Source organism: Leptospira wolffii serovar Khorat str. Khorat-H2 (genome assembly GCF_000306115.2).
Classification (GTDB): domain Bacteria; phylum Spirochaetota; class Leptospiria; order Leptospirales; family Leptospiraceae; genus Leptospira_B; species Leptospira_B wolffii.
The window spans coordinates 279,449-301,151 of record NZ_AKWX02000013.1; the positions used below are offsets into that span (position 1 = coordinate 279,449).

At 45.9% G+C, this 21,703-nt stretch carries 15 protein-coding genes; 3 read left to right on the forward strand and 12 right to left on the reverse strand.

Annotated elements, in window-relative coordinates; all coding sequences use genetic code 11:
• Positions 1-8 precede the first annotated feature (8 nt).
• The 5 genes from LEP1GSC061_RS11830 to LEP1GSC061_RS11850 all read right to left on the reverse strand — a co-directional run bounded on the left by LEP1GSC061_RS11830 (position 9) and on the right by LEP1GSC061_RS11850 (position 5,642).
• On the reverse strand, positions 9-542 hold the full coding sequence (locus LEP1GSC061_RS11830; protein WP_016545639.1) for an adenine phosphoribosyltransferase: 534 nt from the start codon (positions 540-542) through the stop codon (positions 9-11).
• A gap of 95 nt (positions 543-637) precedes the next feature.
• A complete protein-coding gene (gene htpX, locus LEP1GSC061_RS11835; protein ID WP_016545738.1) occupies positions 638-1,555 on the reverse strand; it encodes a protease HtpX in 918 nt (305 codons plus the stop codon).
• A 70-nt stretch (positions 1,556-1,625) separates the two neighbouring features.
• Positions 1,626-3,233 (reverse strand): membrane protein, encoded by a 1,608-nt coding sequence (locus LEP1GSC061_RS11840; RefSeq protein WP_016545547.1) that lies wholly within the window; start codon positions 3,231-3,233, stop codon positions 1,626-1,628.
• Positions 3,230-3,715, reverse strand: a complete 486-nt coding sequence (locus tag LEP1GSC061_RS11845) for a ClpXP protease specificity-enhancing factor SspB (RefSeq protein ID WP_016545438.1) — start codon at positions 3,713-3,715, stop codon at positions 3,230-3,232. Before LEP1GSC061_RS11845 ends, LEP1GSC061_RS11840 begins: the two co-directional genes overlap by 4 nt.
• Entirely contained in the window at positions 3,708-5,642 is a 1,935-nt protein-coding gene (locus LEP1GSC061_RS11850; RefSeq protein WP_016545745.1) for a polysaccharide biosynthesis protein, read from the reverse strand. Before LEP1GSC061_RS11850 ends, LEP1GSC061_RS11845 begins: the two co-directional genes overlap by 8 nt.
• 56 nt (positions 5,643-5,698) lie before the next feature.
• Between LEP1GSC061_RS11850 and LEP1GSC061_RS11855 the strand changes: the two genes are divergently transcribed.
• Both LEP1GSC061_RS11855 and LEP1GSC061_RS11860 read left to right on the forward strand, forming a co-directional pair.
• Entirely contained in the window at positions 5,699-6,175 is a 477-nt protein-coding gene (locus LEP1GSC061_RS11855; RefSeq protein ID WP_040508659.1) for an STAS domain-containing protein, read from the forward strand.
• Between the two features lie 80 nt (positions 6,176-6,255).
• A complete protein-coding gene (locus LEP1GSC061_RS11860) occupies positions 6,256-9,093 on the forward strand; it encodes an adenylate/guanylate cyclase domain-containing protein (RefSeq protein ID WP_040508584.1) in 2,838 nt (945 codons plus the stop codon).
• A gap of 8 nt (positions 9,094-9,101) precedes the next feature.
• Here the strand turns inward: LEP1GSC061_RS11860 and recD are convergent, their stop codons facing one another.
• The 7 genes from recD to LEP1GSC061_RS11895 all read right to left on the reverse strand — a co-directional run bounded on the left by recD (position 9,102) and on the right by LEP1GSC061_RS11895 (position 20,591).
• On the reverse strand, positions 9,102-10,883 hold the full coding sequence (recD, locus tag LEP1GSC061_RS11865; protein WP_016545640.1) for an exodeoxyribonuclease V subunit alpha: 1,782 nt from the start codon (positions 10,881-10,883) through the stop codon (positions 9,102-9,104).
• The gene (locus LEP1GSC061_RS11870; RefSeq protein WP_052006535.1) at positions 10,880-14,560 is read right to left on the reverse strand and encodes a UvrD-helicase domain-containing protein; all 3,681 of its coding nucleotides are present in this window, start codon (positions 14,558-14,560) and stop codon (positions 10,880-10,882) included. The genes recD and LEP1GSC061_RS11870 overlap by 4 nt, the downstream gene beginning before the upstream one ends.
• Positions 14,547-17,960, reverse strand: coding sequence for an exodeoxyribonuclease V subunit gamma (locus tag LEP1GSC061_RS11875; RefSeq protein ID WP_016545493.1), 3,414 nt, complete (start codon positions 17,958-17,960; stop codon positions 14,547-14,549). The genes LEP1GSC061_RS11870 and LEP1GSC061_RS11875 overlap by 14 nt, the downstream gene beginning before the upstream one ends.
• A 6-nt stretch (positions 17,961-17,966) precedes the next feature.
• Positions 17,967-18,605 carry a hypothetical protein gene (locus tag LEP1GSC061_RS11880; RefSeq protein WP_016545726.1) on the reverse strand — a complete coding sequence of 213 codons (639 nt, stop codon included), beginning with the start codon at positions 18,603-18,605 and terminating at the stop codon, positions 17,967-17,969.
• Positions 18,606-18,614: 9 nt separating this feature from the next.
• Positions 18,615-19,058, reverse strand: coding sequence for a hypothetical protein (locus LEP1GSC061_RS11885; protein ID WP_016545528.1), 444 nt, complete (start codon positions 19,056-19,058; stop codon positions 18,615-18,617).
• 270 nt (positions 19,059-19,328) lie between these two features.
• Positions 19,329-20,171, reverse strand: a complete 843-nt coding sequence (locus LEP1GSC061_RS11890; RefSeq protein WP_016545732.1) for an SDR family oxidoreductase — start codon at positions 20,169-20,171, stop codon at positions 19,329-19,331.
• Between the two features lie 33 nt (positions 20,172-20,204).
• Positions 20,205-20,591, reverse strand: a complete 387-nt coding sequence (locus LEP1GSC061_RS11895; RefSeq protein ID WP_016545660.1) for a cysteine rich repeat domain protein — start codon at positions 20,589-20,591, stop codon at positions 20,205-20,207.
• Between the two features lie 524 nt (positions 20,592-21,115).
• Here LEP1GSC061_RS11895 and LEP1GSC061_RS11900 point away from each other — a divergent pair.
• Positions 21,116-21,628, forward strand: coding sequence for an LB099 family protein (locus LEP1GSC061_RS11900; RefSeq protein ID WP_016545513.1), 513 nt, complete (start codon positions 21,116-21,118; stop codon positions 21,626-21,628).
• Positions 21,629-21,703: the final 75 nt, after the last annotated feature.

Consider the following 21,703-nt stretch of genomic DNA (forward strand, 5'->3'; position numbering starts at 1 on the left):
ACCAAGGTTCAGTGACCTTCGAACTCGCAGATGGAGAATACATTCACTCCCAAATCTTTTTGGAGTTTGCCCGCTCCTCCTAGATCAGGAAGATCGATGATGACTCCCGCTTCAGGAACTTCCGCACCTAATTTTTGCAATAATTGCACTGCGGCGATCATGGTTCCGCCGGTCGCGATTAGATCGTCCATGAGTAGAATTCGATCTCCCGGTTGTACGGAATCTTTATGTACTTCGATGGTATCTTTTCCGTATTCCAAATCGTATTCCTGAGATACGGTTTCGGAAGGAAGCTTTCCTTTTTTACGGATGGGAATGAATCCCACTCCTAGTTGGAAGGCCAAGGGGGCTCCGATAATAAAGCCTCTTGCTTCTATCCCGGCGACTTTGGTGATTCCTTTTCCGGTATATCTATCCACGAAAGTACCGATCGTAAGAGCAAGTCCCTCCGGATCCAAAAGAAGGGAGGTGATGTCTCGGAATAGAATCCCTTTGCGAGGGTAATCTGGGATGGTTCGGATTTTGCTTTTTACGATGGACATGGGTTCGATGTCCTATTCCATTTTTGCGAAAATAACTAACAATTCTTTTTTCAGGTCCGGAAAGAAGAGAGGGCCCTTTCGGGCCCTCGTTTTCATCAATAGGCTTTTGCTCTAAGAGCGGCGATCCTTTCTTCCAAAGGAGGGTGAGTCGCAAATAATGATGCGAGTCCTCCCGCCCGATTGGAAATCTTCAGGGTCGCTAAGGATTCTCCTCTTTGGTCTACAGGATCCCTAGAAAATGCGATATTTAGCTTTTCCAAAGCGGCGATCATATTATGCCTTCCTGCGAGTTTCGCTCCACCCGCATCGGCTCTATATTCTCTAGCGCGGGAAACGTAGGCTACCACGATAGAGCCTAGAATTCCGAATACCATTACAAGAACCTGCTGGATCATATATTGCATGAAGAACCCTCCGCCGCCTCTTTCTTCTCGGTCGTCTCCTCGGTTGAGTTGGGAAACGATGAGAGTACTCACGATCCACGCGAAGAAGAATACGAAAGAGTTCACCACACCTTGCACTAGAGTCATGGTCACCATGTCTCCGTTGGCCACGTGAGAGAGTTCGTGTCCTAGGACTCCGTCCACTTCTCCGCTTTCCATACGGTTCAGTAGTCCTGTGGAAACGGCGACTAGAGCGCTGTCTCTACTAGGGCCTGTGGCGAATGCGTTGATTTCGGGAGATTCGTAGTATCCCACTTCCGGCATAGGCAATCCCGCCGCCTCGGAAAGTCTTTGTACTCTCACGAGTAAGTCTCTTTGCCAGCCGCTTGCATTTCTAGGATCGATGACTTGGACTCCCATGGCCATCTTTGCGGAGAATTTAGAAATCAGTAGGGAAATAAAGGCTCCGCCCATACCCCAGATCGTACACATGACGAGGATTCCTCCGTAGGAAATCCCTGATTTTTGCAAATAGGCTCCTAAGCCTGAAAAATGCACGATCGCGATAATCGTGGATGTGACCGCGATATTCGTGAGTGCAAATAGTCCGATTCTTCGAACGAGCGACATAGATAAAAGAAACTCCTTTTAGAAGCGTTTAGAGGATGATCCCCCTCCGGCCTTCTAATTCCGGTAGTGATTAGACCGCTCTTGGTTCCTTTCTGAGAAAAGAAGCGATCAAGAAAAGTCCCGCAAGTAATAAATATCCCTGCGCAAAAGGTCCGAAATTCAGCTCAAAAGGGGTTAGAATCGCGTTTCCTCGTAGGGAATATGCATGTATAAACCCGGTTCCGGAGAGTATCACCCCGACCAAACTCGCAATAATCGCTTTTTTGAAATCCCGGTCTATGATAAAAGTCGCAATCGAAGCCCAGACCATGGCCGAGAGAAGAAATCCTTGGGACAGACTTAAAAGCCCTCCGAGTGGATACGGAAAAATCGGTTGGTCCAAAGGAACTTGAGAAAGCCAGATATTAGGCGTTTGGGAAGCTGCATTGGTTCCTTCTATCGCCTTGGAAAGAATAGGATCCGAGAAATTGAAAGCGCTTTGCAAGAGAAGAACTCCCCATCCTGCTAGTGCCGGCAAGAGTCCGATCACGACTGCGGGAGCGTGACGAGTGGGAGTCGCCTCGAATGCTTGGGATCCGATTACGATTCCGATCCATAGAACGATCGCCATTCCCGCTTCGATAGGAACCAGTTTGGATACGAATCCCATGAGTCCCAGAAACGCGATCGCAGTCATGAAGATTCCGTTCAGAGTGGAGTAGCCGGATCGGGCGCCGAGAGCCTTCCATCCCGGATGCCCTATGTAAATGGTCGTAGGAAAAGGAGATCCGAATAAGGATCCTACTATGGTTCCGACTCCGTTCGCCATAAGAGAATTACGGGTATTGAATTTATCTCCCGCTGCTTCTGCGGATTCTATATTTTGCAAGGAACCGATTACGTTGAAGATCCCCATAGGAAGGATGATGGAAAGGTATTCTCGGATATCCGCTTGGCTGAACGCGGAAAATAATTCTCCTCCGCTCCAAACGGGCAGATAGAGTCCGATACTAAAGGAAGATTTTAACGCATCCGGATCCATCAAAGTCTTTCCGGAAAAATAAGGAGAATACCAAGCGAGTAGCGTTCCCGCAATCACGGAAATCAATCCTCCAGGAATCTTAAAAGGAAATACTACCCTTCCGAAATACTGGAGTAGTATGATCCCGAACGGAACGAATGCAACCAGAGGATTCTGAAACGTCCGAATCAGAAAGTCCATGGAGATAAAGGTGAGCGCAATCCCGGCTAATGCGGAGAGTAAAGCCGCCCTAGGAGTCGCCTTTCTCACTCTCTCCGCTACGAAGGATCCGAAAAATTCGATCATACCGGAGAGAAAGCTCGCGAGAAGCCCGACGGACCAAGCTGCCTTATAGCTATTGGTCTTGAGATATACCGGAAACATAATGAAGAATACGAATGCGAATAGGGAAACCGTATTGATTCCGTAGGGAAGAGCGGTCACATCCGAGCGGTTTTCTTCTAAAGCTAGGCGTCTTGCCTGCCAGGCATAAAACAGGTTTCCGATCAAAAGGGAAATTGCCGCCCCTGGAATCACGACCTTGAATACGAAATCTTGGGGCATACCGCAAGGACCAGTACAAAGCGCGATCAACACCAAGATCTGGATCAGGTTATCGATCATCAATCCGAAGAAGCCGTCCAGGTCTCCGGCAACAAACCATTTGTATTTGCTCATTTCTTTGTTTTACTCCCGAAATCCACTTGGATCACATTATCTTTTCTTTTCGTTCCTTTGGCCTTGGAATCCGAAACCGCTTCGGTCGAATCGGGCGTTTCTTGCGAAGATTCCGCCTTCGGAGCCGGTTCTTCCGTTTTACCTAGATAGATTCTCATCTGGGTAACCGTTTGCTGGGATTTATCGAAATAGCGGAAAACGCTATCCCAAGGAATGAAGACCTGCTCCCAGGTGTAACCGAATTGGAGCTCGGAATACACCCATTGCTCTTCTATTCGGATATCCCTGGCCGCACGCGGTCCTATGACTAGAATGATTCCGGACTCGGGTTCCTCTCCGACCAATCCTCGTTTACCGATTTTCAGATCCGGATGAGGCATAGCGTGCACATAAAAAGTTCCAAACCTTTCCCAGTAGACTGTGAAAAGTTGTTTTTTGAATTCGCGAAGCGCTTGTAGATCCTCTTGATTCGTATTATCCATTTGTTTCGATTTTACGGGACGCTTCCTCGCTGATATAATCCTTATGGATTCTGTATTCCGGAACCAAGGCCTTAAAGCAGTAGAAGATTTCCTCTTCTCTATCCGCTCTCGCTGCCTCCAATAGTGCCAAAAATCTGGCCTGGAAGCTGCTAGGATCTCTGTCCACTAAGGGAGCTGCAATCCTGATTTTTGGGTGGTGGGTTTTTTTGATCCCTTCCAGGTCTAACAGCAGTTCTTCGAAGAGTTTCTCACCGGGACGCAAACCCGTAAACTCTATTGGTATATCCGTATAAGGTCTTAAACCCGAAAGACGAATCATATCTTCGGCAAGTCGGAGAATGCGGATCGGTTCTCCCATCTCCAAAAGAAAGATCTCACCTTTTTCTCCCATGGCTCCCGCTTGTAATACGAGCTGGGTAGCCTCCGGTATGGTCATGAAGTAACGGATCACATCCGGATGAGTCACCGTGACAGGACCTCCGTTGCTGATCTGCTCCCTAAAACGGGGAATCACTGAGCCGCTGGAACCTAACACGTTTCCGAATCTCACAGTAATGAATTTGGTCTTGGTTTCGGGAGAAAGAATCTGAAGATAAAGTTCGGAAACACGCTTGGATGCTCCCATAATATTCACCGGATTGACCGCCTTGTCCGTCGAGATCAGAACGAACCTCTCCGTTCCGAAGGCCACCGCGATATCCGCCAGATTCTTGGTTCCGAATACGTTATTCAAAACCGCCTCGGAAGGATTGATCTCCATCATTGGAACGTGCTTATAGGCCGCCGAGTGAAAGACCACCTCCGGTTTATGAGTCTGGAAAACGGAACCGATCCGAGAAGGATTCTTTATATCCGCGATCACCGCGGAGAATTGAATCTCCGTGTCCTTGAAAGATTTTCGTAACTCGTAATCGATTTCGTAAAGAGGTGTCTCCGCCGAATCCAATAGAATCATTTTCTTGGGATGGAAAACTGCCATTTGTCGGCAAAGTTCGCTTCCGATCGAACCTCCCGCTCCGGTGATAAGAATGGTTTTTCCCGCGATATAAGAACGGATGGACTCGATTTCCAAGTCTACAACAGGTCTACCCAGAACGTCTTCTACCCGAATCTCTCTCAGTTGTTGGACCCGAGGAGGATCGAAGAATAGGGATCCCAAGGAGGGCAGAATCTTGAAATCTACTTCCGAGGACTCGAAGGTCTGGATTAGCTTGCCGATGAATTTTCCGTCCGGACGATTGAAGGCTATGAGTACTTTTTTCACTCCCAGATTGCGGATCGTGTCCTCCGCCTGGTCCAGTTTGCCTAGGACCGGAACTCCTTGGATATGAGCTCCGATTTTGGACTCGTCGTCGTCCAAAAGACCTATGGGGAGTAGATTCAGATCGTTATGCCTTCTGAGTTCGGTAAGAAGAGTGGCTCCGGTTTTACCCGCGCCCAAAATCAATGTAGGAATTCCTTCCCCCTTTCTTTTGTGAAGAATATACTGATCTCTCACTAGTCTCCAGGAAAGACTGCGGATACATAAAAATCCTAGGAGAAGAAGAGTGTCTATCACCGGAATCATCCGGGAAAGATGCTCGAATCCGTTGTAAAAAAGAAGCGCCGTATTGGAGATCAGAGAAGATAGAATCGTGGTCTTTATGATCTCCACCAAATCGTGGATGGATGCGTAGGCCCAGATGGATCTATAAATATTCGAAAACAGGAATACGATGGAACGACAAACGACTACGATAGAGAGAGGGATGAGGAACTCCTCGAGTCGGTCCAGAAAGCCCAGAGACTCGAAGCGGATGAGGTGAGCCAGAAAATAAGAGGCCACCATAAAGATCAGATCAAGGGGGAAAAGAAGAGTCCTACGATTCCATTGTCCCATTACGTAAAAAAAATCGTCGAAAGAGGAAAAGTCCAATCTTTTTGGCATTTTTAGGTTGCGGAAAAGCGGTACCGGATCGAAGGTTCGAAGGGTTTGCACTTCTCGTGAAAGAACTGATTGTCAACCTGCAGGGAAAACTAGATTCTATTCTTGGAAACAACTTCCGGGAAAAAACAGATCCTCTACTGCGCTCCGAGCCTTACTATATTCTCCTGGATGCGAACGACTTGCAAGCCTGGGACGAAATCGGGCTCGGACTACTGAGAGATTCTTCTACCAGCCACCCTTCTTCTCGTTTTGCGGCTTGCGGACTTTCGGAAATTTTAACGAAAGATTGGGAAAGATTCGGCGTCTCTAGAACGATTCCTTATTTCCGAACGAGAGAAGACGCTAAAAACTATTTGCTTTCCGGTCGGATCGGAACACCTGTGCATACGATCACCGAAAGTACTGCTGCTTGTCCCGCCTGTTTACAGATTTTGAGAGTGCAGGGTAAGGGAAACTACAGATGCCCCGCTTGTTCCCACACATTCTATCTGACCGCGGATTATAGAACCGCAAGTTACGAGAAATTATTCTAATCCTTTTTCCGGATTTCTTCCGTAAATAAATTTCCGGAATATATGCTTGCCAGAAAAAAATCCCGTGGCTGTCTTTCTATATGAGTCAGAACGATTCCGAAAAACCGGGTTTCACCGGTCGCTTCTTGCATATATTTTTAGTCGCCGCCAAGGCATTCTATTCCGGAATACGGGCAAAATTGGCCCTTTTCACCGGGAGCCTGATCGCTCTCACGATTTTCATCCTTTCCATCATATATGTCCGTCAACAAACGGAAATTCTTACCGAAAGCTACGAGAGAGAAGCGGAAATTTCCCGAAGATATATCTCTTCTCTCGTTCTTGAATTGGACAATATCTCCCAAAGCTTGATCCGAATCGAGGAGTTCCGGGAGCGGGTCAGTAAACAGACGGAAGCATTAAAAAAATATAAAACGACTAAGACTCTAGTAAAAGAGAAACAAGTCTCCTTTTTCGGAATCAAGACCAGCTTATTCGGCGCATTGGGTAAGAGTAAGGTCAGAAAGACTCTGGATACCTATTACTCCGAATATCTTTCCAAGGACGATATCCAAATCCTGGAAAAGAATATTAAAGCGCAACTCCAGCAAGGAGGGCATGAGACCTTATCCGAAAAGGAATTCGACAAACTCCAAAATTTGGCCAAGAAATTCGTTTTGGCGGATCGGGACATGGGGATCCTAAAAAAGCGACTCTTCGAATTAAAGGAAGCCCAGGAAAAACAGGACCCTACTGAAATTTCGGCTATCGAAGAGGATTTGCGCAAACAGTCCCTTTCCGTTCGTAAGCTCCGTAGCGAACTCGATTCTCATATCGTAGCTCATATGGCGGAATCTAGAAAACGTAAAATAAAAGAATTGGGTCTGGATACGGGCAGATTCAGGATCCAAACGTTTCCGATTTCGGGAATCATACCGGGAGAACCCTCCGAAGCGACAGTAGACACCAAGATCTTCGATCCCGAATCCGAATTAAACCAGGCGCAACTAGGGGAGAATTTGGAGGAAGGATTAAAAAGCGCGTTATCCTCCCTTGTGGATATCGGAATTTTAGGCGAACTCGTACCTAGTTCCTTCCAGCAGAACAGTCTGGAATTACAGGCCTTGTATTCTCCTCATTTTCGAAATCCCGCTTCTACGGAAAGAGCCAAACTCGTGGAGAGTAGGAGGACCATTCTAGGATCCTGGAGCAATTATCTTTCGGAAGAAAAAGCGGTTCTGGATGAACTCTCCAAAATTCCTCCGATCTTGGATGCGAGAGTCAAGGAACTGAGAGAGAAGAAACCTCCGATTCCTCCCTACAAAGACAAGGAATTCAAAACCCAGTACGATAAATACGCGGGACTGGTGAGGAAACGCAAACTTCTCTATGCGAGTTATCTGCGCAATAATCCTCCCAAGGAAGAAGACGAGCTTGCAGTAGAGGCGATCGGATCCATACGAGACTCCGCTTTGGAAGACCAGGTACTATTGAGATTCCGACCAGACGGTTCCGATTACGGGAAGTCCGTTCAATCCGAAGAAGGGAGGGAAATCTTCGAAAAGAGATGGAACGGTCTGAGAGAATGGATCTATTCCGGTCAAAGCGAAACGCCCACCGCGAAACTGAAGAGTTTATTTCCGGACGGAATCATAGGCAATAGCCGCACCGAGGCGGAGCAGATTCTTTGGAAATTGGACACCACTCCTTTGCTTTCGGAGAATACGGACGATCTTCCTACGGTGGTTCTTTCCGCGAATTTTGCCGGAATCACACGAACCATAGTGGATCGCACGGAAGGACTTAGGTCCATACGAAGTAATAGGGACCGAGCTGTGCTTTCGGCATTAGTGATCTGCGGATTCTCCATTCTTCTCGCGGTCTTCATCTCCGGATTCGTAGTCCAGAAAATCAAACGTCTCATTCGCAACGCCGAACAGGTGGGGAGAGGAGATCTGAATGTGGAATTCGAACCGGGAGGATCGGACGAATTCGGAAATCTTTCCATCGCTTTGAACCAAATGGTGACCGGACTCCGGGAAAGGGAAAAAATCAAAGGGATCCTGGGTAGTATGATCGACCCTGTGGTGATCGGCGAAGCCATGAAGGATCTCGCGGCTTTAAAAAGAGGTACCGAAAAAAGGGTGACCGCATTCTTCTCGGATGTGGCTGGATTTTCTAATATTAGCGAAAAGTTAAGTTCTGTGGAACTCGCGGAGCTCTTGAACGAATACCTTTCGGCGATGACGCTCATCCTGAAGGAGCACGACGGAGTCTTGGATAAGTATATCGGGGACGCGATCGTAGGAATCTTCAACGCTCCCGTGGAAGTGGAAGGTCATTGCCTCAAGGCGACTAAGGCGTCTTTAAAGATGTTGGCTAAACTGGAAGAATTGAGAAGCTCTTGGAAGAAAGGTCATAGATATATTCCGGAAGCTAGAGACATGAAGATACGGATCGGTTTGAATACGGGACTGGCAAAAGTGGGATTCATGGGAACCGACGCATTAGCTTCTTATACAATGATGGGGGATACCGTGAATCTAGCCGCGCGCTTGGAAGCTGCGGGTAAGGATTACGGAGTCTCGATTCTCGTTTCCGATGCTGTCCATTCCGAAATCAAGGATCATATCTTCACTCGAAAACTGGATCTAGTCCGAGTGAAAGGCAAGAACGAACCGGTGATTTTGTACGAAGCGATTAGCGAACTCAAAAACGGCGCCAATAAGCAGAAAGAAATAGTAGGCTTATACGAAGAAGGCCTAACGCTCTATTTGGATAGGAAATGGGAAGCCGCAATTAAGAAGTTCAAGGAATCCGAACAGGCCAAAGGTTCTTCCGATAAGGCAGTCCAATTATTGACGGACAGATGCAAGGAATACAAAGCCACTCCGCCTCCTAATTCCTGGGACGGAGTTTATACCAGGGATCATAAATAAGGGATTTCTTATAATTCGAATCCGGTAACACGTTCGAAACGGTTCTCTAACGCGAAGCCCAGTAGTTTTTCTCCCGCAGAGAGGATTACGTTCTGTTTAGCGCGGGTAATCGCTGTGTACAGGATTTCTTTGCGGAAAAGTTCCAAGGACAGATCGTTCGGATCCAGATCCTGGGGATCGGGCGGAAATAGGATGAGTATGGAATCGTATTCCGATCCTTGGGATTTGTGGACCGTAATCGCGAATGCAGGCTCGTGAGAAGGCAAAGTATCTAACGCGAAATCTCGGATGGTTCCTTCTATCAAGAATAGGGCGCGTAGCTCTTTTTCTCCGTTCGGAGTCTCCATTTCCAAAACCAATCCCGTATCCCCGTTAAATACTCCTCTGGCTCTGTCATTACGAGTGATCATCACCGGCAATCCTGGAAAATAGGTCCTGTTTCCGATTCTTACGATCCTTTCTTTTTTTCGGGATAGAAGGGAAAGAGTAAGTCTACGATTGATGGAATCGCTACCGTAGAAACCGTTTCTGAGTATCGTGAGAATACGGGAACGATTTATATCCTTAGTTAAGTATCTTTGGATGGCGTTCGAATCCTTTGGATCCGGTAGATTTTCCAGATTCGGGAGAATTGCCTTATCCGAATACGTTTCGAGTAATGTCTCCAAATCTTTAGAATCTTCCTTCCGGATCGTAAAAAAACCTTTTCCATCCAAGGCAGATTGCAGATTTTCCAAGCTAATTTCGCTAACGGCACTGGATTGAAAATCGCGTAAACTACCGTTCTCACGAATGCAGATTCTTGCCGCCTGGGAAATCGAACCTGCACCTTCCTCCTGACGACGACTCACTTGCAACTCCAGAAAATGAGAAGATTTTACTTTAGCCAAAGCTTTTACCAGATCGGAAAGAATCGCTCCCGCCTCCACGCTCGGTAATTGATTGGCGTCCCCTAGAAGAATCAGTCTGAAATTTTTCTTTTGGGAGACGGGCAGGGCTTCCAGTAATCGACTCATCATATTCAGGTCGACCATGGAAGCCTCGTCGATCACGATCACTTCATAGGGTAGGGGAAAGGATTCTCCGAATTTGTAGGATTTCCTACGAGGGTTGTATTGCAGTAGTCTATGTAAAGTGGAGGCGGAGAGTCCGGCCAAGGAAAGATCCGACTCTTCCTTTCTTTTCGCGAAGGCCAAGGAATTGTCCAAGGACTCTTTGAGCCTTTGCGCGGCTCTTCCCGTAGGAGCGGCCAAACCGATACCGGAAGAGGAATAGCCCATGCGTACAAGTCCGCGAAGTAAATTCGCGATTACGGTCGTTTTGCCGGTTCCGGGACCACCGGTCAGTACGAAGAAAGGATGAGCCAGCGCAGCTTCCAAAGCTTTTCTCTGTTCTCCTTCTCCGCAAAGAACGAAATCCTGGGAGCCTTTTCGGATGAGTAAGGGATTGATCTCGGTGATATCTCCGATTACGGACGGAATCTTCTTTGAATTTTCCTCCGAATTTTGAAGCGCCAATAGACTCCGAAAGCCTTCTTCCAAGTATTTTAATCTTTTGAACGTTTTATGAAAGTATAATAAATTTCCGCGAGTCTTGAATAAATCCGATTCGGGCGGAACGCGATCCCCGACAGGAACCGCTAGACTTCCTTGCTTGGAGGCTCGAACCAGGGAAAGATTCCATTCGTATATTTTTTCCGGAGAAATCCCGGGCAGGAAAAACGCGAATTCTTTAGTTAAGAATTTTGCATATTCTTCCTGAAGTTCTAGGTCTAAATTCTCTTCGTTCATTCGGTCCTATCCTCGAAGCCTTTCTTGAACGCGAGGGCCTCCTGCACTTTTTCCTTAGAGGTTTGTAGAAACTCCGGACTCAGTTTTTGTAGAAACACTCCCTGTTCTATTTTATTAGGATCCATTCCCCTTAAGAATAGAAAATACATCCCCCCCATTAGGTCCGGGTCGTAATCCTTTCCGTACTTGAATTGCAACCATCTATCCAGAACCACGGAATATAGATAGAGCTGTAGAGAATAGGAGGTCTGCACTTTCTTAGAAATCGATTCCTGCGAATATCCGCCTTTTCCTCCGGAATCCGACTCCAAAAGATTGGATTTCCAATCCAGGATCCAATAGCGGTCTTGGTGGCGGAATATGAGATCCACGGTGCCGTTCAATAAATCCTCTCCGGCGGAATCCGACTCCAAATAAAAATCCACCTCGTGCTTTCTGTCGTCGGTCCCGATATTCGCCAGACAAATTCCGTCTTCCAGAAAAGGAGAGCGTAATGTATTCCAAAGCAGTTCAGCTATGCGGTCCGAGAATTTTTCGGATAATTCACGATCGACGGAGTATCCGTACATTCTTAATAAATCGGAGAATTTCCTTTTTGTAGTCGGGGAAAGTTCTTTGGGAGATTTAGCCTTCCTGTATTCCTCGAAATCGGCAGTCTCCAAGAGTTGGTGGAGTAGATTTCCCATTCGACTGGAGGAGGGGAGGTCCGTAATCGTTTCCTCTTCGGAGGGAGTCTCGTCCATTTTTAGAGTTCTGGACTCTTCCGGTTGGAAGTTTAGATTTTCATTTTGTAGGAATTTATCCAGGGAAGAATAACTTTCTAATACGATTTTCCGGGCCTCTGCATCCCTTGGCCATTCCGGTACGAATATGGGAGTTTTTTTGGCTTTCTCCGATTTTTTACCGGGAGCCGATTCTTCCTTCTTTTTTCCTTTCCGGATCCACTCCGTCGCATATCCGTCCCCGTCTTCCAGGCTTCGTATCATTTGAACGGAAGATTCTTCGGGGAATCTATGGATAGAGGCTTGGAAAGATTGGCGAAATAGCTCCAACGGTCTTTTTGGGTCGGAGGCAGGCAAAAGAGGAAAATAGAATTTGTACATTGCGCGGGTAACCGCCACATAATATAATCTTTTGTCCTCGTTCATCGTATTCCGCAAAATATCGACTCCCGGAGAGGGTTCAAGGCTTACGACCTTCCTCTTCCCTTCCTCTCCGTTCTCACCCTTTACGGAAACGGAATATTCGAATATCTTGGATCGAGAGGCGTTTCCCCAGCCCGTAAATCCTCCGAAAAGAAATACGATAGGAAATTCCAATCCCTTGCTCAAATGCATGGTAAGAATTCGCACCCGATCCTCTTCGGAATCCCTTTCCAGATAATCGTCGTCCTTGTCCGAAGCGATTTCGCTTTCCAAATACGAGACCAATTCGGAGAGACCTAAATTCTTACCGGAAGAATATTCGGCTAAAGAATAAAAAATCTGTCGGAAGTTTGCGATCTTTCTTTCCCAGTCGGGAAGGGATTCGTTTTCGGAAGGAGAAGAAAGTCCGCTTTCCGTGAGTAAGGAACGGAATAATCCCGGATAATCTTTTTTTCTAGCGAACCTTCTCCAGGATTCCAAAAGACGTTTTTCTCTGGATTCGATCGGATATTCTTCGTAATCCTTCAGGTTCAAAGGAGAGATATGGAATAAGTCGGATACTAATAGTTTATAAAAAGAATCCCGGCTACCTTCTTCGTGGAGACAGATTAATAATTCCCTAATGCGGATCGCTTCTCCCGATTTGAATAAACCTGCCTGTTTGTGGTATGTGTATGGAATACCTCTGGCACGCAATTGTCTACGTAGTAGGTCCGCATCCTGCCAGCTCCGTACTAAGATCGCGATATCGGACCAAGTCGCATAACCCGAAGAATTTCCGTTTTCTCGATTCAAGACCAGGGACTTCTTAGATACTAGATGTAGGATTTCCTCCGCTAAGAATTGGGAGTATTCTTCCTTTAAACCGTCCGAATTTTTTCCGGGAGAACAGGCAAAGGCGTTTAACGCGGCTCTTCCGCTTTTATCCGAATATAACACCGCTTTTCCGGGCTTCTCAGGAGCCCGGACGGAAGAATATTCTATAGGAGGATAATTTCCCTCCTGGATCGGAAACCATCCTCCGTCCGAAGAGGCGAATAAGGTATTATAAGCTTCGATGAGTTCAGGCAAGGATCTCCGGTTCGTGTCCAATTCAGGATAAACCAGAGAAGAGGAAGCGAATCTTCCCCCGGTATCCAGATCGGACTTCGCGGCCAAATAAGTATTCAAATCCGCTCCTCTAAATCCGTATATGGATTGTTTCGCATCTCCGATCAGAAATAAGCTACCGGGTCGCTCCGGACTTTTATTTTCTTCCAGAAACAGGGTGCTGAATATCTGGAACTGTTCCGAATCGGTATCTTGGAATTCGTCTATGATTCCATAACGGAAACGTTTTCTTAATAGTGTGACCGTTTCCGATTTTCCGCTCAAAGCGTTCGCTAAATGGAGAATCATATCTCCGTAGGTGATCTGGCCCTGTTCCGATTTTATGAGTACTGAATCTTCGGCTAAATCCTCAGCCAAAGAAATTACGAAACTCGAAACCGAATTTTTTAATTCCGAAAATACGGAACCGATTTGCCGAAAGGAATCCCTTTCCGAGATATAAGAAGGATAATCTTCCTCCTCGGTGGCTTTTTTTAATTCTTCCTCGTTGAGTAAGATAACGTCCCAGCCGGTTCGCTTGCTTCTTTCCAAATTCAGAATTCTTTTAAGAGCCAGGGTAAAGGAAATAGAATCAAAGGAAGCTTCGTTGGCTTTTAATATGGAGAGGGATTCTTGGAAATCTTTTTGTCGGATCTGGATTGCCTTATAAGTCTGGGCATTGATTCCTTTACGAATATTCTCCTGTCTTTGCAAGAGACGAGGGAAGGATTCGGACAAGACGAGGATGGCTTTGCTTACTCTTTCCCAAGAAGGAAAAGGTTCGGGGCGGGGGAGTAATTCCACCGTATCCGGTGCTCCCGCCTTTTTAACTGCCAGATCGCATACTAGATTTTCCCAGGTCTTACGATGAAAACCGTCTTTGTAGGATTCTTGGGCTTCGTAGATCAGGAAAGGTAAAAGCCATTTCGGATATTTTTCACGGAACTCCTGTCGCATTCTGCCGTACAAAGCTTTTGCGATCGGAGCGGTTTCCTTAACGAGTTCCGTATTCTCCGGTTGCCCTATCTCCAAGGAATATTCTTTTAAAATCTTATGAGCGAATCCATGGATGGTGGAGATATACGCTTGGTCCAATTTTGCGGATTGGTTTCTAAAAAAATCCAACTCCTGGATTTCTTCCGGAAGAGAATCCGTCTTCCTTTCCAATTCAGAAATCCGATTCTTGAGTTCCGCTCTTACTCTTCCCCTCAGTTCGGAAGCCGCCTTGTCCGTATAAGTAAGTATCAGAATGGACTCGATTCCGATCGGGTTCTTTTCTCCTTTTAAGGAAGAAAGAAAAGATTCTTTCAAAATTTTTAATACTAGAAAAACGATCGTATGTGTCTTACCCGTACCTGCGGAAGCCGCGATGAATCCGTTTTTGGAGATATCGATCCCGTCCACGAAATCTCCCGACTTTGCGCTTAGGTCATTCCTTGGCATAGATCGCCTTCATTATGGGTTCGTAAAGTTTCAAACAAAGGGCAAAGTCCCCTTCCGTGACGTAATCCTGCGGATAGGAGAGAAGTCTAAGGACCCGGTCCAAATAGATTTCCGGATCGTATTGAACGGATTCCTTCGCCCAAATCAGATATTCTTCGGAAAGCTCCCGAAATGAATCTTGGTCTTCCTGCGCTGAGGAATTCGAACGGTCCGGAAAGTCCTCCCATAATTTCGGGGAGATTAGCGAGGATTTGGGTTCTAAAAATTCCGTGATCAGGTCGTCTAAAAATTTTTTTCTAATATTCTCCTGTCCCTTTCGGTTCATGGGTAAGACTACAGGAGAATCTCCGTACCCTAAAATCGCGATCACGGATCTAGGATGGGAATTCCCGGACAAGCGATCCAATAAACATTGCGCCAAGTAGGGCTCTATTAGATTTTTTAATTTCTTGGAAGAATTCGGATATATGAATAAAATCGAATCCTCTCCGTTAGCCTCTTTCTTGAGCAGAATATTCTCCTTGAGGCCTTGCAGATCCAAGGAAAATTCCTTCTTTTTCCAGGGAACGGAAGGCAGGGCTAATAAAGGTTCCTTCTTCTGAGAAGCGCCGAAAGACAAACCGGTATAGACTTTGGAACCGGAAAGAGTTTCCTCTAGAGAACTCGCTAGATCGCGGATCTTACGAGCCTTGGAAAGAAACTCCACATCTCGATAAATTCCTCTTGGGGTCATTCCTTTCTTTTCCCAGAGAAAAAAGACGTCCTTTAAAGAATCGTACAGATTCCTAGGTTCGAAATTCTCCCTTGGACGCAGACTATCGTTCCAAATATCCGATAAAAACCCGAGTTCGTTCGAAATCCGAAACGGTTCCTCCGATTTCGTATCGGTCTCTGAAATTTCCTCCACATATAATCCGAATCTTCTCTGCATATGATAGGCGAGGGGGGATTTGCAGAATTTTACAAGTTCGTTCCAATCTATTTCCTTCGTTTCGCCGACGTTCTGAATCGCCGAGATCGCAGGGGAGGAATCCGCTCCTAAAATCTTTTTAGAATATAATATGCGATCGGAATCCGAACCGTGTATGAGCGATGAGGATAGATCGTAATTTTTCAGGAAATCGTTTCGAGCTTCCGTCTCGGAAGAGGAAAAATATTCCTTACTATGCTTATTCAAGGGGACCTTAGAACGCAAATGACTTTCCGGAAGAAGAACATTCTCCTTTAGAGCCTGCTCGATCAGAAGGAGAGAAGAGGACGGAGCAATACTTTCATCATTCGTAATATTCTCCGAAACGAAGGACAGCACCAAACTCTCTTTGGCGGAAAGAATCGTTTCGTATAACAGGGATTCGTTCAGGGAACGCAGACCGATATCTCCTTCTCTGGGAGAAATATGCCTTAAGTTAAAAGCGGACTTATCGTCCGAACCGGGAAACAATCCTTCTCCCAGGCCCAAAATATAGATATGACGAAAAGGAATCGGGCGCATGGGCTGGAGAGCGGAAACCGTGATCCCTCCGGTAAGGTATTTTCCTTTTCTGACTTGGATCTCTTGCGAAGACTGCTTCACGAAAGCTTCCAGGAATCGGATTCTATCCTTAGGATCTTTGGGATCCCAATCAAAGTCCTTGAGTTCCTCGAAGGAATCCCTCAAATTCAATTCTATCTCTTCCTCCTCCGATTCGGGAATCTTGGAAGTAAGAATCTCCGACACCAAGGAAAGGAAGGATTCCAAAATCGAAGATCCGTCCATCTTCGGATCAGAGAGCCTCTTTTGGAATCCGTTCAGACTGCGTGATATTCTAGCCCAAATCGAGATCCAAAGTTCCGAAGACTCGGATCCGGAATCGTAAGGAGAAACGGGAAGAGAAAATTCTTCCTCCTCGGGCAATATGTAGCCCGCAGCCAATCGTACAAAACCTTTCCGAAAGGAAAAGGAAACCGGTTCGGATTCTTCCGTGAAATCGTCCTGGTAAAGTTCCAGATTCTCCGCAAGTAAAGACCATTCCTCCACTGTGATCGAATCGATCCCCCATTTGGATTGGAAACAAGGACTCTTAAAAAGCTGAAAGAGATCCGCCCTGGATCTTTGTCCGGATAAAAGAGGAAATAGCGAAAGAACGGCACTAGTATACTTACTCGCCTCTCCCGCGAGAACGTCCCGTATCGTATAAGCCAAGGTTCTTGTTCCCACCTTGGATTCTTTTTGGGACAGCTTGGCGATTATCCCTCCGTCGAATACCGTTTCGATCGCGGGACGATAAGAAGCCAGATCCGCGCAGAAGATTCCGAAATCGGTCAATTTAGTCTCGGGAGAATCGGATAGCTTGGCCAAGATATTCTGGAAGACAGCCTCGACCTCTCTTTGCTTCCCGGGAGCTTCCAGAATCGTAAGGCTTCGATCGGGAGGAAGTCGATCCTTATTCAAGGATCCATAAATTAAATATTTCTGAAATTTCCCGAGAACGCTTTCCTTTACGGATTGCTTCGAAGCGCCTGAATTTTTTAGGTCTACGAATTCGGCACCGGCCTTTTCCCAAGTCTTTCTCAGAGAACGGAACGGGTTGGCCCAGTTCCTACATATCTCGGATCTTTCCCGCCCCGGAACCTCCGAATCCTGCGGGATTCCGAATTGATATACTTTTAGATTCACTTCGGGCAATAGATTCCGAAAAATAGCGATATAGGTTCCCGATAATTGGGATAATGCGAAAAGGTGCAAATCGATAGGAGGGCCCGTAGGAGCCTTTTCCTCATCGGTTCCTATTTTCATCGAATAGGAAATCAGATTTTCCTTCTGTGACGATTCGGAAATATAAGAATATAATTCTTTTTGAAAGAAGAAGATTTCGGATTGGGTCGCGATCTCTTCCCAGATATCCTCTCCCGGCACCCTTAAAAGGGAATATTTCTCGCCGGTCCAATTCCGGATCCAGTCCTGACGGTGTAATTCGTAGTCCTTGAAGTATTTGGCCATTCTTCCCGAAAGATCCAAGAGTCGATCCGGATCGGGAGTCTCTCTGCCTTTAGGAAGCAGATACGATTTTAGAATCGGATATTTCCGGATCAGATCGGGAGACCTCAATAGAACGGAGTAAATCTGGAACTTTCTGCTATCGTTTTGTAGAAAGGGTCTGGATCTAGAATCGATATTCGGGGAGAATTTACCTAGTAGCAATTCTTCCAGAATTTTTTCGAGAAACAGAAACCTAAGATTGAACACCACTCCGGATCTTCTCACAAGATCCAGATACAACCAAGTCTCCATACTCTTATTGGGAATCACGATTAAAGGGGAATGCAATCCTCTCTCCCTACGGATCTCTTCCCGGATGGATTCGTGTAAGGATCCCGAAAGGTCGGAAAGATCGTCTGATCCGAAAACAGTAATGGACATGAGGCCTTATTTCAGGAGAGCTTCGAAATAATCGATGCTATCGTAGCGATTCGTAACGAGCTGGTCCGGTATGTATTTCAAATATTCCAAAAGGTTTCCGTCTTTTTTCAAAAGTCTCAAAAAATTTCCCGCCTGATAAACGGAACCGGATCCGCTACAGAATTTTTCCAAATCCACGATCTTTTCCTCGTCCCCGTCGGCGCATTTCGCCAAAGGAAGAAGGTGTCTGGAGGCCTCGGAAAAAGACATTACATAATAATAATTAAGTTCCCCGTTCTTACCGAAGGAATAATTGATGCAGGATTCTCCGATGCAGGAACTGAATTCGAAAGGATTCATATCGGAAACCTTCTTGAATTGGCTTAACGGTATAAAATCATATTTGCCGACCCAGCCGGAGACGCATCTTTCTCCCTCGCAACGCCCGGTTCTGATTTCGAATAACTCGTTCCCCTGAGCGTCCTTTTTCTTATTCAGGATTTCCACGATTTCCAGTTCGTCCAACGGAACCTTTTTCTTGGAATCTCCTCCCAAACCAGGGAGATCCACGTTTTGCATTACGATGACCGCTTCTTCGGATAAGATCGGGCCGGAAAGAAAAAATAAGGATAGGATTAAGAATGGGAAATATTTGCGTTTGGACATCTTTGAAAATCAAAAGTCCTTCTGTGGATTCACATTATAATAGGACTGGATCCCTCGGGATAGAGTGTAGAATAAATACCAAAACATAGAGATCGCCGAGTCCGCAAAGAAAAGAATCGCTTCATTCCCCGAACCTTGTTTGTCCATTTCTACGATTGGACTTTTCGGGATCGAGAGTTCGAGAAGGAATACGCCTAGTACAGCTAAGGCAAAACAATGGACGAGAAGAATGTACCGTATCGCTTTCCAAGAGCCCGCTACGGTGACTCGGAGATATCTCATGAAAATCAGGGTGAATACGAGTATCGTGAAAAACCCGTAGAAAATACGAGCGAACCATCCCGTAGGATCTTTTTCCAAATAAAGAGAGGCGCTGCAACCCAGGCCGGCGGTGGCCCAGACTCCTAAGATAATTCGAAGAACGCAATAGCCGGAGAAGATTTTCAGAATCAAAGAGAAATCACCGTTTTGAAAAATGGGTGGCAGCTTTTTGGGAAACTGCATGCATAAGAGGGAGACTGAAAGCTCAGGTCTTTTTTTCAAGCCGGAACATTCTTCTCATGAGACCTTCCGACCGAAAGATCGAAAATCCTGAGAGAGAGGGCGAATCGCCTTTCTCCGGAATCTAATGCGACATAATGCTGATTATCGGAAGTAAGGGCCTTCTCAATAAGGATCGATAGGCCAATCCCGCCGTGTCTTCACCCGTATTTGTAGTACCTTCTACAAATACGGCGCCAGAATCCGATTCGTGGCCTCTCGGATCTTAGATCTAAGCCCCGAATCCAGGGCGATTCCTTTCCAGGGAAGTTCTTTACGACCGTCGAAATACTTTCCCGAGACCTTTTCCAGACCCGGAGCATCCGCAAGATAAATGGAGGTTTGGGCTCCTTCTTCCGGGCTGATGAAGAATAGATTCTGGATCCCTGCGAAAATCAATCTCAAGGGACCGGATACATCCCTAAAAAGAGAACTCCGTACCACCCCTGGATGCAATGCGTTGATCGTGACCTTACTTCCTGTTCGTAGTTCCTCCGCCAAATCCATCGTGAAGAACGCATTATAAAGCTTGGAATCCGAATATGCTCCCATCCAGGAGAATTTGATCCTCTTATCTAGGTCCTCGGGATCCGGATTCCCATTTTTATGTAATTTGGAACTTACGACTACGATTCTTCCCTGGGAGGATTTTTCAAGATTCGGAAGTAGAATCCTCGTAAGTAAAGAATGAGCTAGATGGTTGACCGCGAAATTCAGCTCGTAACCGTCAGAAGATTCCTTTCTTCGCAAAGGCATCACTCCGGCGTTATTGATAAGACAGTCTATGACCGGATACCTTTCCTTCAACTCCCGACCGATCCGTTGCACGTCTTTTAAGGAAGATAGATCGCCTATCACGTATTCCACTCTCGTGCTTCCGGGAATCTTAGCGGCTTCTTCTATTATCTTATCCGCTTTTTCCTTACTTCTCGCTACTAGAGTGATAGCCCATCCTCTTTCCGCTAGACCTTGTACCGTGGCTCTCCCGATTCCTTCCGTTCCGCCGGTGATAATGACGCGCTTCAAATTCTTTTCCTCCCTAGGATCATTCGAATATAATTATAATGCTTTGGACTTAGACGGATCCGACTTTTTAGGAAGAAGATCTTTGCATCTCTTACTTAAGTAGTCCGAATTTTCCGAAAGACAACGTATCACATTTTTGCCCTTGTCCGAACAAAATTTGTCTCGGTCTTCCTTACAGGCCTCTAGCCGCTGTTTGGCGAGCTCCCGGATTTCCCCGATCAAAGCCTTACATTCCTCTCCTAAGGAATCCTCCTTGTCTTTGAGGCAATTGATAGTCTCCCCTTTAGGGACGGTTTTGCAGAATTTTTCAACGTCCTGTTTGCAGGAGTCCTTATGCGCGTGAGGCGCACCTTCTTCGTGAGCGTATACTGAGAACGAGATCCAGAAAAAAAGGCATAGATGCGCCGTAAGTTGTTTCATTCTGACTCCAAAAAACTTTATCAATCCCATACAACGTCGACTCAGACCTTGAAAAAGTATTTCGGTTTCCACCTTTTGATATTCTTTCGAAAGGGAGTCCCATTCTTACCACGAGAAGCCGTATAATTCTTGTAGCCGATTCTGTGATGGCCTTCGAAAAACAGCCAAGATTCGCGTATACTACAATCTTCTTTCACTTCTTTTAATAATATTCGAGCGCTCTCAGTCGTTTTTATGATAGGATGAGATTTGTGAATTTACGTAGATTCTTGTCCATACAGTGCCTAGTGCTTCAACTCATGAGGTTGCATACACTTCGTCGGACCCGTGTTCAAGAAACTTAGTATACTTTAAGGGGCTTGCATCTTCTGAACAGATAATTTATTTTGCAAATAGGGGATTTTTGTTTTTTCCGCACTCTATCGGAAAAAGAGTTTCGGTATTGATCCAGGTAGAGAACACTATCCACCTATTCAGATAGAAAAAACACCGCAAGGGTGAAACAGAAATCGCAAGGCAAGGATATGGATTACGAAAAGGAAAAAAAGAAACTTCTCTCTGCGAAAACGCCAGAGCAGTATATTGAATTTTCCATCAAATCAAAGTTAGAAGGACCCAAGAAGTCCAGTATTACCACAGAATGGTTAAATAAATCCGGTTATTCAATAGATGACATAAAATATGCAAGAAATAGGCACCCTTTTTGGAGAGAAAAAAGAAATAAGGGCTCCTATGAAAGAAATAGCCGTCGTCTAGAGTATCACAATTACTACAAAACCGACGAGAAGATCGTATGGGACGAAGCCAAATTATCCAAGTTCTACGATCTCAATCAGGAAGGTAATGCGGATCATGAATTGGCTAGGATCTTCAAGACTTCCATTCCTGCAGTGAATCATATTCGCAGAAAATTCCGCTTCTCCACTATCCTTCTGGAATTGGAAAAAAAGAAACCGAATAAGGCTGCAGTAATCAAACTAAGCAACCATTCAGAATCGGTTCTGAAGCGACTAATCAAAGAAAAAGGGAAAAAATAAAATCCCTCTCTCGCTTCCTTTTCAAAAAGGATATGCGAGTCTAAAATGCGAAATCCATTCAACCGCTTGAGCCTG